The organism is Peribacillus glennii (genome assembly GCF_003429105.1).
In the GTDB taxonomy this organism is placed as follows: Bacteria; Bacillota; Bacilli; order Bacillales; family DSM-1321; genus Peribacillus; species Peribacillus glennii.
In genome coordinates this window covers 79,235-96,187 of the sequence record NZ_QVTD01000002.1, presented here as the reverse complement: position 1 = coordinate 96,187, position 16,953 = coordinate 79,235, and the positions used below count along the sequence as shown (strand labels likewise).

Genomic DNA, 16,953 nt, shown 5'->3' with positions numbered 1-16,953 from the left:
TACAATAGATTTATAGATACCATTAAGAAGGAGAGGGAATAATGCGTTCCTTTTGGGCCCCTTTACTATTAATTGTAGTCGGGTTGGGAATTGCCTCAGTGATAGCATTCCAATCGTTCTCACCAGGAAAAAAACTGTCGATAGATGACGAACAACAGGGGTTAAACGATCAGGTCATTATCAAATTCAGCCATGTGGTGGCTGAAAACACTCCCAAAGGATTGGCGGCCAAACGGTTTGCCGGACTTGTGGAGAAATATACGGAACATAAAGTACGGGTAGAGGTGTATCCAAACCAATCCCTGTATAGCGATGGGGAAGAGATTGAGGCATTGCAAAGGAATGAGGTGCAAATGATCGCCCCCGCTGCATCTAAAATAACGGAATTGTCGCCAAAATGGCTGCTTCTGGATCTCCCCTATATTTTCCCGAACCATGAAGCATTAAAATATGCCCTGACAGGAGAAATTGGGACAGAGCTTTTGAGTTCATTGGAGGAAGAAGACATTAAGGGTTTGTCTTTCTGGTCGAATCATTTTAAGCAAATAACCAGCAATTCACCGATCAGGCATCCATCTGATTTTAAGGGGAAGAATTTTCGGATTATGAAGAGCAGGGTGTTGGAGGAACAGTTCAGCCATTTCGGGGCTACTACCTCTGCGACTGCCTTTAACGATACATTTAAAAATCTCGAAAAAAATGAAATGGACAGCCAGGAAAATACAATTACCAATATTAATTCGAAAAAGCTATACCAGGTCCAAAAATATATGACCATCAGCGATCATGGATATTTGGGATATGCTGTGTTAGTGAATAAACGATTCTGGGACAGCCTGCCCGGGGACATTAAAGAAGATATTGAAAAAGCAATGGCGGAGACAACGGATTGGCTTTGGGAGAAATCCCAGGAAATGAATACTCAGCAAATGGAGGAAATAAAATCAAATTCGAGGATACAGATATATACATTGACTAATGCTGAAAAACGTGCATGGATGAGGGAAATGACGGTGATATATGGACAGTTCGAGCCTTCGATAGGAAAAGAGCTAATGGAAAAAGCACAGGTGATCAGGCAAAAATATACACCTTAAAAAGCTATGGCATATAAATAAAGTTAAATTTAGCTGCTGTTTTACATTTAGTTGATAAATCTGCACAGGAAATTTTTTGCACATGGACAAAAAAAATCGAAATGCACGTAAGCGGTGCATTTCGTTTTTTCGTTTGATTTTTAATGCAAAGCTGTTTTCAAGGTTTCAGCGTTTTTGTTCATGAGGCTGAAGTAGTCTTCCCCATTCTTCAAATCCTTTTCGGTAAGCACCGAGAGGTTATGCAGTGTTAACGACCTTGCACCGATTTCCTTTTGAATAATAGCTGTCAGTTTAGAGCTTATGTTTTGTTCAAAGATAACGGAATGGATATCATGTTCCCTGGCCGTTTTGATAATCTCCTGCAGTTGTTTTTGCGAAGGGTCGCTTGAAGCGGAAAGGCCCGTGACGCTAATCTGCTCAATGCCGTAACGGTCTTCCCAGTATCCATAGGCCCCATGGGACACAATGATTTTGTCCGTTCTTGAATTGGCTGTTGCGTTCTTGAACGTTTCGTCCAATTTCTGCAATTGTTGTTGTACTTTACTGAAATTGTCTTCAAAATATGTTCTTTGTTTTGGCATCTCGCTAACCAGTGCATCCTTTATCAATTCTGCCATTTCTTGCGCATACACAGGATCAAGCCAGATATGGGGATCTACATCGCCGTGGTCATGGCCATCGCCTTCCTCTTCATGCTCACCATCATGCTGGTCGCCTGCATGCTCACCATCATGCTCGCTTGCATGCTCTTCAGAATGCTCAGTGCCATGCTCTTCTGTATGTTCATCGCCGGGCTCCTCTGAATGGCCATCTCCGTTCTCGAGCTGAATTTTTTCACCAATGGCCGTTACTTTGACATCTTCCTGTTCCAGTATAGGTTTGGCTTTTGTAACGAATCCTTCGAGATTATGGCCGATATAGAAAAACAGGTCTGAATCTGCCATCTTAATAATATCTTTTTGTGTCGGTTCAAATGAGTGTTCATCAGTTCCTGGTGGATATACTGTTTCTGTTTCAACGTATTTTCCACCGATTTTCTCGGTAAAATCCTGAAGCGGATAAACAGTAGTGTAAACCTTTATCACTTCTTTGTTTTCCTTGTTTTGGGTTTCCCCGGATCCGCATCCGGACAGGACAAGGACAATACTTAGAAATAAAAAAATTGCAATCTTTCTACCCATCAATAATCGCACACCTTTCATAATCGTACTGATTCCGATTTGAATTTTATAATTGAGCTATCCATGAATTCAAAACAGGATGTATATGGCATCACCTTGCCATATTGGTTTTAACGTGAGCTATACAATAAAAACGTAATGATTCCGATTTGACTTTTGTATCATACATGAAGGTGTACCAAAAAAGCAAGTATAAATTTCAGGGAGATTATTTTTCCCCATTATGTTGCCGCTCGGGCACCGGATCTATTCCACCAGGATGGAATGGATGGCACTTCAAAATCCGTTTGATTGTCAGCCAAGTGCCTGTAATCGGACCGAACCGTTTGATTGCTTCTAACCCATAATGGGAACAGGTAGGATAAAAACGGCAGGTTGGTGGCTTGAGAGGCGATATGGCGACCTGGTAAAACCGTATGGTCCCGATAAGCAGTCTTTTGATCATAAGGTATCTTCCTTTTCTTATACATGCAAATAGAATAGTGTATTTACTATAGCATATTTAGCTGCAACAAAGCACCGCAATGGCACAGAATTAGCTCCGAAGGCGAAGACAGGCGATCATTTTTGCTTGTAAATGGGTGAAATAAAACGAATTAAGAGGTAAAATAGAAATCATAATGTTTAAGGAGTGATATTTCATGCCTTCAGTAGAAAGTTTTGAATTGGACCATAATGCTGTTAAAGCTCCCTTTGTCAGGCATTGCGGCGTACACAAAGTAGGGACGGATGGTGTTGTAAATAAATTTGATATACGATTCTTCCAGCCTAATAAACAGGCAATGAAGCCGGATGCGATTCATACGCTCGAGCATTTGCTGGCTTTTAACATTCGAGAAGCTGCAGAAAAATATGACCATTTTGATATTATCGATATTTCGCCAATGGGCTGCCAAACCGGATTTTACCTGGTTGTAAGCGGTGAACCTACCGTGTCTGAAATCATCGATGTCCTTGAGGATACTATGAAGGATGCTGTGGAAACGACTGACATTCCAGCTGCAAATGAAACACAATGCGGCCAGGCGAAGCTCCATGATCTTGAGGGCGCGAAGAAATTGATGCGCTACTGGCTTGGCCAAACTAAAGAGGACCTTCACCAGGTGTTCGCTTAATATATGGGATGAAAAGTTCCTGCCCTCATCGAGGCAGGAACTTTTTATTTCTGTTTTTCCTGGCTGTTCTCCTGATCAGGCAGAGGATCGATTGGATCTATGGTATGCTTATATCCATATCCTTTATTTATCGTTAACACAGATAAAAGCAATATGATTAGTACGATTGCAATTCCTATGATCAATACGATTTTCATGGCTAACTTCCTTTTCGTTCACGTTTTCTTCATATTTTACCATTTTATATTTCAAAGAACGATAAAATGTTTTAACAACACAGAAATGGGAAATATAAAATGTGAACAGGAGGATGATAGTATGCCAGATAATTTAACAAATGTGATCAATAAGGAAATCGCCAATTTTAGCTTGCTTTACACGAAGCTACATAATTACCATTGGTTCGTAAACGGTCCTCATTTCTTCGAGCTTCACACGAAGCTGGAAGAACTTTATAATGAGGCAGCGGCAAATATAGATGAAATGGCTGAAAGGCTGTTGGCCATCGGAGAAAAGCCGGCTGCAACCATTAAGGAATACATGGATTTGACAACGCTTGAAGAAGCAACCGGACAGGAATCAACAGATGATATGGTTCAAAGTGTCATTTCAGACTTTGAAAAAATTTCAAAAGAGCTTGATGAAGGCATTGAACTTTCCAACCAGGCAGATGATGATGTAACAGCCGATTTGATTACCGGAATGAAAAGAAGCCTGGACAAGCATGCTTGGATGCTCCGTGCTTATCTGGGAAAATAATAAGAAAAGTCGACAAAACGCCTTGCAAATTGATGCAAGGCATTTTTATATATTGGGATTGGTTATTCTTCCTCCACAAAAAGCCCCGAAGAAATTTTCTTCGAGGCTTCATATGTATTTGGTTTTTTCTTTAATGAATATTGCGGTAATGGGCTGGTCTTGTATCTTCCAGGCCTTCTTTCGCGAACTTTCCCTTTAACGATTCGATGATGTAGATGCCAAGCAGGTTATTAAGTTCCTGGTCCTCCATTTCATGCAGCAAATCCAGGATCTCTTTTCTGTCCAGCTGCTCCAACACAGCAAACGCAAGCATATCGATATCCTCTTCATCACCGGTCAGTTTATTTCTGTACAAATTGTAAAGATCATCAATTAACTTCAATTTTATCACCCCACATTGCCTCATCATTTGCGATATATATTTCCAAGTTTCGTTCATTAATTTTTCTAAATGTCGTTTTATTCATTATATATATGTTTTACCCTTTATGGAATTCTTTAATCTATTTTTTGAATTTCGGCATGCATCATTACAGAGAGTAACACGTGATAAACAGAAACTGTTACGTCTGGAATGAAGGGAAGCAAACAGGAAAAACTACCTTTACCAACAGCGGAAAAAAGGGGCGATTATTATGTCTAAAGTGAAGGACACCTATTACATTTATTTAGCAAACGGACAAATATCCCGGGATGGAGAAAGTTCGCCGTGGAATTTTAAAATTCAGGCCACAGATGAAGAAATTACCACGCTAAGGGAATATTTCAACCAAAATTCAGAAACTGAGATTGAAAACTTCTACCGGGCCCATGTTCCTTACATCCAGTACCACTATGACAGGGAAAACGATGCATATGATATGACAATCCAAAAGATTTACGGGCTGATCTACGAGTTGGGTGACGAAGAAGCGAAAAACCACATTGAAAGTATGGGAATCCTGCAGGAAAAACCCACCACGGATGGCCTCTCGCAATGAGAGGCCATCCGTATAGTTGCATCGCCAACCAAAACAGACTTTATGCAAAAAAAACTTGTAACTTAAATGATTTTCCTCAATGAATTTGAGGTTTCAGAATTAGAAATGTATTTTTGAAACAAAATTTGATTTTGCGCAATAAGAATGGATTTTCAAAATTAAAATTTTCCGGGAGAAAATAGATGCGTTTCAACAAACAAAAATCTTTCGCTACCAGATTGGAATTTTCCCGCTCAGATCAATCGATTTGTTTTGTGGTTATAAGCCAGCTTTATAGTGTAAGATTGTGTAAAGCAAGGGTTTTTCTTGGAATGGAGTTGTTACTTTGAGAAAATTTACGGATGCCCATGGCAATAAGGTTGAATATTCCCCGGAATGGAATGCATTCGGAGAAGCGGACCATGTGTTGGCACTGTGCCGCTATAATAGCAGCTGGGTGTTGACGAATCACGCCGGGCGGGGACTCGAATTTCCCGGAGGAAAACGGGAAAAGGGAGAGACAGTAGAGGAGGCCGCCAAACGGGAGATTTATGAGGAGACAGGGGGAATCACAGGGGAATTATTATTTCTGGGGCAATACAAGGTTCATTCCCCTGGAGGCGCTTTTATTAAATCCATCTATTTCGCCGGGCTGGAGGAAATGGTGGAAAAGGAAAATTACATTGAAACGAATGGACCTGTGCTAATGGAAAATCTGCCTGATAACATGAAGGAGGAAGAGAGATTCAGTTTCATCATGAAAGATGAAATCGTACCACTCAGCCTGGATGTACTCCGAAGAACTAAAAAAGGAACAAAGGGAAAAATGGATAGTCCCTGCCGTTCCTGTTAGTTATTTTTTATTAATTTCCTTTCCAGCAGTTCCACGAGCTGGTACATAATGGTGGCAAACACGGCAATGATGAGCAGCGACAGCAGGACCAGGTTGAAGTTGAATACCTGAAAACCGTAAATGATCATATAGCCCAACCCTTTTTCAGAAACAAGGAACTCACCTACAATGACACCTACCCAGGAAAGTCCGACATTCACCTTAAGGGTGGAGATGATTGTAGGAAACGAAGCCGGCAGGATGGCTTCCTTGAACATTTGCAATCGGCTGGCTCCAAATGTCTGAAGCACTTTTAAGTAATTGGGATCCACTTCCCTGAATGAAGTATAGACTACAATTGTAGTTATGATGATGGAAATGATCGCACCCATTGCAACAATCGATGTCATATTTGGCCCGAGAGCTACAATCAGAATTGGCCCAAGGGCCACCTTAGGCATCGCATTCAAAATGACGAGATATGGATCCAATATTTTGGATAGCAGCGATGACCACCAAAGAATGGCGGCAAGCCCGGTCCCAAGCAACGTCCCGATGAGAAAGCCGAGCAGGGTTTCAAATACCGTGATACTTAGATGTGATAGCAGTGTGCCGTCCATCACCTTCTCAAGAAAAAGCGACCATACCTTGTAAGGAGAGCTGAAAATAAGAGGATCGATCCATTCCATTCTCGAGAAAGCCTCCCATAAGGTAAAAAAGGTGATAAAGATGAGCAGTTGGAAAAAATGGACCCACCTCTTTTCCTTTCGTAAGGACGCTTTGTATTGATCATGGAGGCTGTTAATTTCCCGGGTGGATTTCAAGACTCTCCAGCTCCTTCCATATGGTTTGAAATAATTCCGGATACAACGGGTGGTTTCTCGCTTCAAAAGGAGAAAGGGACCGAAGCTCGGCTGGTATGGTAAAAGTTTTATGGATTCTGCCCGGCTTTGCGGTAAATAGATAGACTCGGTCGCTCATGGCAATGGACTCGCCGATGTCGTGGGTTACTAGGACCGCGGTTTTCCCGAATGCTTTTAAAGTGTCGGACACAAGGTCTTCAAGCTTCAGCTTAGTCTGATAATCGAGCGCCGAAAATGGTTCATCCAACAACAAAATTTTCGGATCTACAGCAAGAGTTCGTGCAAGGGCTGCACGCTGCCTCATGCCCCCCGACAGCTGTCTTGGAAACTGTTTTTCTACGCCGGATAAGCCAACATCCCCCAGAAGCTTCAACGCCTGGGTCCTCGATACGGCATCATCCTTTTGTAAGAGCTTTAACCCAAGCATGATATTTTCCTCTATTGTCTTCCATGGAAAAAGATAATCCTGCTGGAGCATGTAGCCAATTGAGAACCCTGTATCACCGTGAATCGGTTTGTTTTCCAACAGGATGTTCCCTGAGGTTGGATAAAAAAGGCCGGCGATGATCGACAGCAGGGTTGTTTTACCGCATCCGCTGGGCCCGAGGAAGGAAATGAATTCCCCTTCCTCGATATCCAGACTGATATTCTCCAGGGCAGTAGTTGAGGTTTTTTCTGTAAAAAAGGTATGGTGAATATTGTTAATTGTTAAAAATCCCATTATAAAGCCTCCCTTATTTAGAGACCTTTTTGGCAAATTCCGTGTTAACGAGTTTCTTGTAATCGGTTCGCTTAGGAAGCTCTCCTGCTTCGTCCATGATATCCTGCAGGTTATTCCACTCTTCTTCTTCCAAGATCGGGTCCGTTGCAATTGAACCCTGGCTTTTATATCTTTCCACTACGGTCTCGATTGTTTCCAGGTCTGAATCCTCGAAAAATGGCTGAATCACTTTAGCCGTCTCTTCGGCACTTTGTTTTTGGACCCAATCCTGTGCCTTTTTCAAAGCCCTCGTAAATTTTTCTATTGTTTCTTTATTCTTTTTCATATAGCTTTGCTTTGCCATAAAGGAGGTATATGGTACATGGCCGGACTCGGTTCCAAAAGATGCCACGATATGTCCTTTGCCTTCCTTCTCAAACACGCTGGCTGTCGGTTCAAAAAGCTGGACATAATCCCCGGTACCGGACGCAAAAGCAGTAGCTATATTGGCATAGTCGACATTCTGGATTAGCTTGAGGTCCTTGTGCGGATCGATTCCGTGCTTTTTCAGCACAAATTCGCCAACCATTTGCGGCATGCCGCCTTTCCGTTGTCCCAGGAAGGTTGAGCCCTTTAGCATATTCCAGTCAAACTTTTCGATTTTTTTTCTTGAAACAAGGAAGGTTCCATCCGTTTGTGTCAACTGGGCAAAATTGATGACCGGGTCCTTAGATCCTTGAGCAGCGACATATATAGAAGTCTCAGAACCTACTAGAGCAATATCCGCACCGTTTGAAATCAATGCTGTCATCGTTTTGTCCCCGCCGGGAGTTGTCTTTAAACTTACATCCAGTCCCTCTTCTTTAAAAAATCCTTTTTCAATCGCTACGTATTGTGGGGCATAGAATATAGAACGTGTTACCTCAGCAATCCTGACCTTTTGTATCTGATCTTTTCCGCATGCCGCAAGGGAAATTACCATCAGCATGGAAATAAATAGAACGATGCCGGCCCTTACCCGCTTTTTCATGGAAATCCTCCTTTTTATCGTTTTGGTGTATGTGTGGCGGTTTAACATATGGTATTCCGGAAATAAAAATGTGTGAATGCCTATGGAACCTTAGAATGAAACTGTTATAACGGGATAAATGCGCATCTTTGTTTTACAATACAAATAAGCAATTGCGTGAAGGGGGAATGAAATATGCAAGACGGCACCATTATTGAAAAGCGGCGTTTTCCGTCCCCTCATCCGGGGATCCATCTTTATTCCGTCACTTATATCTCTCAGGGACTCAGGGTAAAAGGGCTGTTGGCTGAACCTGTTAAAGGGGATGTACTTGACGGGTTTCTCTACTTGCGCGGTGGCATCAAAAATGTCGGGAAGGTGCGGCCGGGCAGGATCATACAGTTTGCTGCACAGGGCTTTATCGTATTTGCACCTTTTTATCGCGGGAACCAGGGCGGGGAAGGAGATGAAGATTTTGCTGGCGAAGATCGGCAAGATGCCATTTCTGCCTTTACATTGCTGGAGCAACATCCAAGGGTCAACCCGGATTCAATTCATGTGTTCGGCTTTTCCAGAGGCGGAGTAATGGCGTTGTGGACAGCGATACACTGTAAAAATGCTGCCTCGGTTGTAACCTGGGGAGGCGTTTCGGACATGTTCCTTACATACGTGGAAAGGGAGGACCTAAGAAGGATGATGAAGCGGGTAATTGGGGGAACCCCAAAAAAATACCCGGAGCAGTACGAATATCGAACGCCTTTATTTGAAGCGGACGAATTGGATGCGCCTGTGTTAATCATTCATGGAGTACTGGATGAAAACGTTTCGATTGAACATGCCTACAGGCTGGAAAAGATACTAAAATCGAAAGAGAAGCCTGTGGAGAGCTGGTATTTTGATAATTTCACCCACTATTTCCCTCCGGCGATGAATAGGCAAATCGTTGAAGATTTAACACAATGGATGAAACGCCAACGAAAAAAATGATACTATAAAGATATCTTATTAAGGAGGCCAAGATTATGGGGATGCCGTTAGAATTGAATACCATGATTGTAACCAAGGGCCGTGAGGACAGAAAAGAAGAAAACATCTTCTCCCTGGAGAAGGAAGGTTACAGGTTGTATCCGCTCGATATTCCACTGGACGTACGCAAAACACTCCAAAGCGAAACCAGCGGAACTGGTGTCATTCAGAAGGTAGAGTGGTCAAGCGGCCGGACTGTAATCACATACAAGCTAGTATCGCTCAACTCGACCAATTAAATAAGGAAAGCGGAAGTGCCCCGTTGTAAGGACCGTCGGCTAATGCATTGCCACGTCCTGTACATCCATGACAACGAAGCTAGACATCAATACATGTTGAAATTTTTAATTTGTATATTTTATATAAAATAAGGGAAGAAGCCTGGATAGGCCTCTTCCCTTTTATGGAGACTGTTCAAGCGGTATCAAGTACAATTATGCGTTCGGTCCGCCCAATTGTTCCATTTCGCTTGGTACATTTGAAAATTTCTTGAAATTGGCACGGAATTTAGCCGCGAGTTCATTAGCCTTTGCTTCGTAGGCTGCTTTATCATTCCATGTCTTGACTGGCTGCAAAACTTCGTCCGGAACGCCTGGTACATGGAGTGGAATGTCCAAGCCAAAGATTTCATCGCGTATTGTCTCTACGTTCGTTAATTCACCTTCGAGAGCAGCCTGGATCATTGCCCGCGTATAAGCAAGCTTCATCCGGCTTCCTGTGCCATATTCTCCACCGGTCCATCCTGTGTTAACCAGGAAAACCTTGGCACCGTGCTGGTCGATTTTTTCACCCAGCATTTCCGCGTAGCGCGTTGCAGGAAGCGGCAGGAATGGCGAACCAAAGCAGGTGGAGAAAGTTGCTTCAGGAGATGTGATTCCGCGCTCGGTACCAGCCAGCTTGCTTGTGTAACCGCTTAAGAAATGGAACATCGCCTGTTCTTTCGTCAGCTTGCTGATCGGGGGCAATACGCCGAAAGCGTCAGCAGTCAAGAAGATAATTGTATTTGGATGACCTGCAATGCTAGGGTCGACAATATTATCAATAGACTGTATCGTGTAGGCCGCTCGGGTGTTTTCAGTTAATGAATTGTCATCGTAATCAGCGACCCTTGTATCTTCATCTATCACTACATTTTCAAGTACGGCACCGAAACGGATCGCATCGAAAATTTGAGGTTCCTTTTCACGGGATAAGTTGATGCATTTTGCATAGCATCCTCCCTCAATATTAAATACACCGTTAGAAGACCAGCCATGTTCATCATCACCGATCAACTTGCGGTTAGGGTCAGCAGAAAGAGTGGTCTTTCCTGTTCCGGATAATCCGAAGAACAGGGCAACATCGCCTTCCCTGCCTACGTTGGCCGAACAATGCATTGGCAAAATTCCTGTTTCAGGGAGCAGGTAGTTCATGACTGAAAAAATGGATTTTTTCATTTCCCCGGCATATTCCGTTCCACCTATCAAAACAGTGCGGTGCTCAAAGGAAACGATGATGAATGTCTCTGATTTGGTGCCGTCAACGGCAGGGTCGGCTTTGAAATCAGGGGCTGAAATAACGGTGAATTCTGCTTTATGACCCTTTAGCTCTTCTTCATTCGGTCTGATGAATAATTGGTGGGCAAACAAATTATGCCATGCATATTCGTTAATGACCTGGATAGGCAGCCGATACTTATGGTCAGCACCGGCAAATCCATTAAATACAAAAATATCGTCTTTTTGTTTTAAATGATTTATCATTTTATCATAAAGGTTAGCAAACACTTCTTCGGAAATCGGCTGGTTCACTGCTCCCCAGTCAATCTTTTCTTTAATGGAAGATTCCTCGACGATATATTTATCCTTAGGGGAACGGCCTGTATATTTTCCAGTTTCAGCTTTAACTGCGCCTGTTGATGTAAGAACCCCTTCTTTTCGGCTCAATACTTTTTCCACTAGTTGAGGTACGGAAAGTTGAACATTCACGTTGCTTCCGGCCAATAAATTGTGTAACTCATTTGAAATGCCAACAGAATTCATTATGAGATACCTTCCTTTATACGTTTTATTTAAGTAATATAAATAGTATAACACATTTATCTAAATAGTCTATACTAATAGTGATATTTTTGTGACTATTTTTTATATTCAATAATAATTGATGAAAGCACTTTCAGCAAGGGGTTCCTGTCTTTGCCGATGTTTTTGGCAGGTTTGTGCGATAAAGGAAAGGGAATAGAATAGTACTATCCATAAAAGGTTGTGGTAGGTTGACCGATACCGCTTTATACGATGCTGAATGTATCCTTTGCCGAAAAACGAAACAAGCGATATCAGCATTTGATTGGCTTGACAGCATTAAGTGGGCGTCCCTTCAAGAATATGAAAAACAAAACCATACAATCCACTTTAATAAGAAACAATTAAGAGAAGAGATGCACTTGGTAACGAAAAAGGGAAAGGTCTTGAAGGGTTTTTACGCAGTAAGACGGATCATGGTTAAATGCCCTCTTTTATTCCTTATTGGTGCTTTTTGTTACATTCCGTCCGTGCCGTTGATTGGTGTTCCCCTATACCGTTTTATTGCTGCGCGAAGGCATTTGTTTTTAAGCAAAGAGTGCAAGGATGGAAAGTGTTCATTATAAAACCGGTCTGGCATACAAATGCAAAGCAATAATTTTTTTGTGAAAAACAGCTGTAAATATTATTTGACTTTTTTCGTTACTTTGTTATGATTTTACCTTGTACGGATTCTCTTATCCCGAGTTGGTGGAGGGGACAGGCCCTTTGAAACCCGGCAACCTGCCATAGGAAACTTGTAAGCCGAGATTGCGGAGCTGAACAGGATTATTCCATGGCGATGGTGCTAACCTGGTGCAAGGTTTACAAACCCTTGAACGATAAGAAGAAAGGATAGATGTCAGACTACACACCTTTCCTCTATGAGTAGGAAAGGGTTTTTTTGTATAAAGTATGTAAAGAGATGTTATCATGACGGGTGTCAAAAGCCAATCATTTCTTTACTGCATCTATTATGAAACTTAAAAAGGGAACGAGCTCCGTCAAAAAAAAACGGGCGAGGAAATATGAAAATAAGTACTGGGTGATCCGATTCCTTCAAGCTTCATATTTTCTGCAGCCTAAACATCATACTATTTTCATAAGGAGGAAATCAGATGTCAAAGAACCGTCGTCTATTTACTTCGGAGTCTGTAACTGAAGGTCATCCGGATAAAATTTGTGACCAGATTTCAGATTCAATATTGGATGCAATCCTTTCAAAAGATGCAAATGCGCGTGTTGCATGCGAAACGTCAGTAACAACAGGTCTCGTCCTGGTAGCGGGGGAAATCACCACTTCTACATATGTAGACATTCCAAAAATCGTGCGTGAAACAATTGCCGATATCGGCTATACCCGAGCGAAATATGGTTTCGATGCACAAACTTGTGCCGTTTTGACATCCATCGATGAGCAATCGCCCGATATCGCAATGGGTGTTGACCAGGCTCTGGAAGCCCGTGAAGGCCAGATGACTGATGAAGAAATCGAAGCGATAGGAGCGGGAGACCAGGGATTAATGTTTGGTTTTGCCTGCAATGAAACAAAAGAGCTTATGCCTCTTCCTATTTCATTGGCCCACAAGATTTCCCGCAGGTTGACTGAAGTGCGCAAGGAGGAAATCCTTCCATACCTTCGTCCGGACGGTAAAACACAGGTTACTGTTGAGTATGATGAGAACGATAAGCCTGTTCGCATCGACACAATTGTCATTTCCACCCAGCACCATCCGGAAATCAGCCTGGAGCAAATCCAGCGCAACTTAAAGGAACATGTGATCAATCCGGTAGTTCCTGCTGAGTTAATTGATGAAAATACCAAGTATTTCATCAACCCTACAGGACGCTTTGTTATCGGAGGGCCTCAAGGTGACGCGGGCCTGACAGGGCGCAAGATCATCGTTGATACGTATGGTGGCTATGCGCGCCATGGCGGGGGCGCATTCTCCGGTAAGGATCCTACAAAAGTAGACCGCTCCGCAGCATATGCAGCCCGTTACGTAGCGAAAAACATCGTAGCTGCAGGCCTTGCAGATAAGGTTGAGGTGCAGCTTGCTTATGCGATCGGTGTTGCACAGCCAGTATCGATTTCTGTGGATACTTTCGGAACAGGAACAGTCGGTGAAGATGTTCTGGTCGACCTGGTCCGGGCTAATTTTGACCTCCGTCCAGCCGGAATTATTAATATGCTCGACCTTCGCCGCCCGATTTACAAGCAAACGGCTGCATACGGCCATTTCGGCCGCAATGATATCGATTTGCCATGGGAGCGTACCGATAAAGCTGCAGCATTAAAAGCACAAGCGAAATAATAGGGGTCTTGGCTAAATGGCTTCGTCCAATACCTGAGTAATCAAAGTGAAGAAGAGGAATTACAGCTGCTGTAAATCCTCTTCTTTTTCACATTAAGGCTTTATTGTCCAGAGCCCTGCGAAGCAGTCCACATTACAACAATGCAGGTGCAAACGAGTGACTAAATTTGATTGGGTTATTTCATACTAAATAAAACAGTCCAAAAATTGTTCCGTTTACTTTATGCGATCGGCTTTTTTATAGAACTGGCCCTTTTCCGCGTATTCTCGGCTAATGCGCTCCATGTCTTTTTTATCATCTTCATTTAATTCGCGTATCACCTTCGCTGGCCTGCCAAACGCCAGGCTATTAGGAGGAATTACTTTACCCTGTGGAACAAGGCTTCCTGCACCAATAAACGCTCCTTCACCGATTTCGGCATTGTCGAGGATGATGGAACCCATGCCAATCAATGCACCTTTTTTGATTTTGCAGCTATGCAGGATTACCCCATGGCCGATAGACACCTCATCTTCCAATATGAGCGGGTTGTTCGGACTTTGGTGCAATACACTGTTATCCTGGATGTTCACTTTATTCCCGATGATGGTCGGAGCCACATCCCCCCGGATAACAGAATTAAACCAGAGGCTGGAATGCTCGCCGATGGTAACATCGCCAGTGACGACTGCATTATCCGCAATGTACGCGCTTTCGGCAATTTGGGGTGCCTTTTCTTTATAAGGGTAAATTATCAATTTGAAGTCAAATCCTTTCCGTAGTATGTATTTTTTCGGTATTATTTTTGTTATAGCCTTTTATTGAATTTTTTGCCTTCGGCATACATATGCATTACTTCTATTTTAACGGGAATAGGAATAGGTGTAAAATGCCATTTATTTAAAAGATTTTCATCATTGTGAGCCAAGCAGATGTCAAAGGAGGATTTCCTATGTGGAAATGGGAGGCAGACGGCAAAGATGCAAAAGCCGTTATCATCATAATACATGGTGCCATGGAGCACCATGGCCGATATAAGTGGCTTTCGCAAATGTGGCGGTCATCAGGGTACCATGTCATTATGGGAGACCTTCCGGGGCAGGGAATGACTACTCGTGCTTTTAGGGGGCATATTGATTCCTTCGAGGATTACTTACAGGAAGTAAGGGGCTGGATTACGGAAGCCTATCAATATTCACTCCCTGTGTTCCTGTTGGGTCACAGTATGGGCGGCCTTGTGGCAATCAGGCTTTTGCAGGAGGATGAGCTGGATCTAGCAGGCGTCATCCTATCATCTCCTTGCCTGGGCTTGGTCCAGCAGCCATCCAAAATGCTTGATGCCCTGTCACATGGGCTTAACATTATCGTGCCTAAATTCAGGATCGAGGCGGGGATTACCCCAGATATCGCTACGAGGAATCGGGATATCATCGAAGAAGATATGAATGACAGCCTTTATGTAACAAAGGTTTCGGTCAGATGGTACCGTGAACTTGTGAACGCGATGAAACAGGCATTTGAAGACATTCCCCATTTCCAGGATGTCCCGCTTTTGGTGATGCAAGGCGGCGACGATCGGATTGTAGATAAGAAATCGGTCCGGGAATGGTTTAATTATAATCAATGCAGTGAAAAACAGTATAAAGAATGGCAGCAGCTATACCACGAGATATTTAACGAGCCGGAACGTGAAAGCGTATTTCAGTATGCTTTAGGCTTTGTCGAAAACCGCTTAAAAACACTCGGGTATATTGTTTAAGATCGATTTAATAGTTAGTATTGTTGATTTGGCTCAGTTCAGCTTCAGTTGCATAGGCCGGGGAGTTCAGCTTTGCTGGAAGGCATGTGCAAACGTGGTTTCACATGGCAAAAATAAAGCGGGAATCAGATTTAAATAAATGACTTTCTTATATATAGTGAATGCAGCCATCATTTAAGTGAGGTGAGTGGATGTCGGTCCCGACGAATCCTTTGGCATTAATGAAATATGTATATCGGGATGTCTTTCCGATTGTACAGAAAGAACTTCGCCACTGGACGAAAAGAGCGGAAGAAATACCAAATCCGGAATTGCGAAGGCAAGCCCTGGATAGTATTTGCTCCAAAACGTTCCATTGTGAGGGTGGATCGATCCTGGCGTTGATTGCTGAAGAAAAAAATGCAGAGGCAATCCGGTTTATTGTTGCCTATCAAACAATAAGCGATTATCTTGATAATTTATGCGACAGAAGCAATTCGTTAGATCCCGATGACTTTAGGGCTTTGCATGAGTCCATGCAACATTCGCTGGATATCGCCGCATCGAAGGTCAACTATTACCGCTTCCGGGAAGACCAGGAGGATGGAGGGTACCTGAGTGAACTTGTCAATACGTGCCAGTCCGTATTAAGGCAAATCGTCCACTACCCCACGATTCTTCCCTATTTGCAAGAGCTTTGCTCCTATTATAGCGATTTGCAGGTTCACAAGCATGTAACGGTCGAAGAAAGGATCCCAAGGCTTCAAACTTGGTTCGACAGATATAAAAGTCAACTGCCGGCGATGTCGTGGTATGAGTTCTCTGCATGCTCAGGCTCTACCCTCGGTATTTTCTGCCTTGTTTCCTACAGTCTTAGGCAGGATTTCGAGGCTCAGTATGCTGACGTGATACGGGAAGGGTATTTTCCTTACATACAAGGCCTGCACATTTTACTGGATTATTTTATAGACCAGGAAGAAGACAGGCACGGCGGGGACTTGAACTTCTGCTCTTATTACAAAGATGATAAAGAGCTTTTCGATCGGTTCACGCATTTTGTAAAAAAGTCTAACCAATATTCAGACAGGCTGCCGCATAAACGTTTCCACCAATTGATCCATAGGGGGCTGTTAGGACTTTACTTATCTGACGATAAAGTGAAATCCCAAAAAAGTGTGAGTGTGCTTGCCAGAAAATTGATCCGCTTTGGCGGTTTTGATTCGATGTTCTTTTACCTGAATGGCAGGGCCTATAGGAACCTGCAAAAAATAAAACCGGCCGGCTTTTTCTTCGGCCAGTAAATAGAAAAAACTTCATGCACCTGTATAAAGGACATGACT

Annotated in this window: 20 protein-coding genes and 1 riboswitch; of the genes, 11 read left to right on the top strand and 9 right to left on the bottom strand. The window is 43.0% G+C overall.

The features are described from left to right. Window positions 1-41 precede the first annotated feature (41 nt). Window positions 42-1,097 (top strand): DctP family TRAP transporter solute-binding subunit, encoded by a 1,056-nt coding sequence (locus D0466_RS01630; RefSeq protein WP_117320822.1) that lies wholly within the window; start codon window positions 42-44, stop codon window positions 1,095-1,097. Window positions 1,098-1,237: 140 nt separating this feature from the next. Here D0466_RS01630 and D0466_RS01625 read toward each other — a convergent pair whose 3' ends face one another. Beyond that, window positions 1,238-2,278, bottom strand: coding sequence for a metal ABC transporter solute-binding protein, Zn/Mn family (locus D0466_RS01625; RefSeq protein WP_117320821.1), 1,041 nt, complete (start codon window positions 2,276-2,278; stop codon window positions 1,238-1,240). A gap of 208 nt (window positions 2,279-2,486) precedes the next feature. After that, window positions 2,487-2,723 carry a membrane protein insertion efficiency factor YidD gene (gene yidD, locus D0466_RS01620; protein ID WP_117320820.1) on the bottom strand — a complete coding sequence of 79 codons (237 nt, stop codon included), beginning with the start codon at window positions 2,721-2,723 and terminating at the stop codon, window positions 2,487-2,489. A gap of 196 nt (window positions 2,724-2,919) precedes the next feature. Here yidD and D0466_RS01615 point away from each other — a divergent pair, with 196 nt between their 5' ends. Next, window positions 2,920-3,393, top strand: a complete 474-nt coding sequence (locus D0466_RS01615) for an S-ribosylhomocysteine lyase (protein WP_117320819.1) — start codon at window positions 2,920-2,922, stop codon at window positions 3,391-3,393. A gap of 44 nt (window positions 3,394-3,437) precedes the next feature. Here D0466_RS01615 and ytzI read toward each other — a convergent pair whose 3' ends face one another. Continuing rightward, window positions 3,438-3,590: a YtzI protein gene (gene ytzI, locus D0466_RS01610; protein ID WP_117320818.1), complete on the bottom strand. Its 153-nt coding sequence runs from the start codon at window positions 3,588-3,590 to the stop codon at window positions 3,438-3,440. Between the two features lie 121 nt (window positions 3,591-3,711). Here ytzI and D0466_RS01605 point away from each other — a divergent pair, with 121 nt between their 5' ends. Beyond that, window positions 3,712-4,152 (top strand): Dps family protein, encoded by a 441-nt coding sequence (locus tag D0466_RS01605; protein ID WP_117320817.1) that lies wholly within the window; start codon window positions 3,712-3,714, stop codon window positions 4,150-4,152. A 130-nt stretch (window positions 4,153-4,282) separates the two neighbouring features. Here the strand turns inward: D0466_RS01605 and D0466_RS01600 are convergent, their stop codons facing one another. Then, window positions 4,283-4,543 (bottom strand): DUF6154 family protein, encoded by a 261-nt coding sequence (locus D0466_RS01600; RefSeq protein WP_407675593.1) that lies wholly within the window; start codon window positions 4,541-4,543, stop codon window positions 4,283-4,285. A 244-nt stretch (window positions 4,544-4,787) separates the two neighbouring features. Between D0466_RS01600 and D0466_RS01595 the strand changes: the two genes are divergently transcribed. Further along, entirely contained in the window at window positions 4,788-5,132 is a 345-nt protein-coding gene (locus D0466_RS01595; RefSeq protein ID WP_117320816.1) for a hydrolase, read from the top strand. Between the two features lie 325 nt (window positions 5,133-5,457). Continuing rightward, complete coding sequence (gene ytkD, locus D0466_RS01590) at window positions 5,458-5,964, top strand: RNA deprotection pyrophosphohydrolase (protein ID WP_117320815.1); 507 nt, start codon at window positions 5,458-5,460, stop codon at window positions 5,962-5,964. On the opposite strand, the gene D0466_RS01585 is transcribed toward ytkD, so the two are convergent. From D0466_RS01585 to D0466_RS01575, 3 genes are all read right to left on the bottom strand, one after another. Further along, window positions 5,961-6,632, bottom strand: coding sequence for an ABC transporter permease (locus D0466_RS01585; RefSeq protein ID WP_233522500.1), 672 nt, complete (start codon window positions 6,630-6,632; stop codon window positions 5,961-5,963). The two genes, ytkD and D0466_RS01585, sit on opposite strands and share 4 nt — an antisense overlap. Before the next feature lie 112 nt (window positions 6,633-6,744). Further along, window positions 6,745-7,527, bottom strand: coding sequence for an ABC transporter ATP-binding protein (locus D0466_RS01580; protein ID WP_117320813.1), 783 nt, complete (start codon window positions 7,525-7,527; stop codon window positions 6,745-6,747). Between the two features lie 13 nt (window positions 7,528-7,540). Then, complete coding sequence (locus D0466_RS01575) at window positions 7,541-8,494, bottom strand: ABC transporter substrate-binding protein (RefSeq protein WP_407675594.1); 954 nt, start codon at window positions 8,492-8,494, stop codon at window positions 7,541-7,543. Window positions 8,495-8,710: 216 nt separating this feature from the next. Between D0466_RS01575 and D0466_RS01570 the strand changes: the two genes are divergently transcribed. Together D0466_RS01570 and D0466_RS01565 are read left to right on the top strand one after the other, a co-directional pair. After that, on the top strand, window positions 8,711-9,502 hold the full coding sequence (locus tag D0466_RS01570; protein WP_117320811.1) for an alpha/beta hydrolase family protein: 792 nt from the start codon (window positions 8,711-8,713) through the stop codon (window positions 9,500-9,502). A gap of 35 nt (window positions 9,503-9,537) precedes the next feature. Beyond that, window positions 9,538-9,780 carry a DUF2584 domain-containing protein gene (locus tag D0466_RS01565; protein ID WP_117320810.1) on the top strand — a complete coding sequence of 81 codons (243 nt, stop codon included), beginning with the start codon at window positions 9,538-9,540 and terminating at the stop codon, window positions 9,778-9,780. Between the two features lie 195 nt (window positions 9,781-9,975). Here the strand turns inward: D0466_RS01565 and pckA are convergent, their stop codons facing one another. Then, a complete protein-coding gene (gene pckA / locus D0466_RS01560) occupies window positions 9,976-11,562 on the bottom strand; it encodes a phosphoenolpyruvate carboxykinase (ATP) (RefSeq protein WP_117320809.1) in 1,587 nt (528 codons plus the stop codon). 230 nt (window positions 11,563-11,792) lie between these two features. Here pckA and D0466_RS01555 point away from each other — a divergent pair, with 230 nt between their 5' ends. Further along, window positions 11,793-12,167, top strand: coding sequence for a thiol-disulfide oxidoreductase DCC family protein (locus D0466_RS01555; RefSeq protein WP_158555776.1), 375 nt, complete (start codon window positions 11,793-11,795; stop codon window positions 12,165-12,167). A 108-nt stretch (window positions 12,168-12,275) separates the two neighbouring features. Further along, window positions 12,276-12,429: riboswitch (SAM riboswitch) on the top strand. 269 nt (window positions 12,430-12,698) lie between these two features. Next, entirely contained in the window at window positions 12,699-13,895 is a 1,197-nt protein-coding gene (gene metK / locus D0466_RS01550) for a methionine adenosyltransferase (RefSeq protein WP_117320807.1), read from the top strand. Between the two features lie 216 nt (window positions 13,896-14,111). Here the strand turns inward: metK and D0466_RS01545 are convergent, their stop codons facing one another. After that, entirely contained in the window at window positions 14,112-14,630 is a 519-nt protein-coding gene (locus D0466_RS01545; RefSeq protein ID WP_117320838.1) for a gamma carbonic anhydrase, read from the bottom strand. Window positions 14,631-14,827: 197 nt separating this feature from the next. Between D0466_RS01545 and D0466_RS01540 the strand changes: the two genes are divergently transcribed. Next, window positions 14,828-15,634, top strand: a complete 807-nt coding sequence (locus D0466_RS01540) for an alpha/beta hydrolase (RefSeq protein WP_117320806.1) — start codon at window positions 14,828-14,830, stop codon at window positions 15,632-15,634. A 191-nt stretch (window positions 15,635-15,825) separates the two neighbouring features. Next, window positions 15,826-16,914 carry a tetraprenyl-beta-curcumene synthase family protein gene (locus D0466_RS01535; RefSeq protein WP_117320805.1) on the top strand — a complete coding sequence of 363 codons (1,089 nt, stop codon included), beginning with the start codon at window positions 15,826-15,828 and terminating at the stop codon, window positions 16,912-16,914. Window positions 16,915-16,953 lie beyond the last annotated feature (39 nt).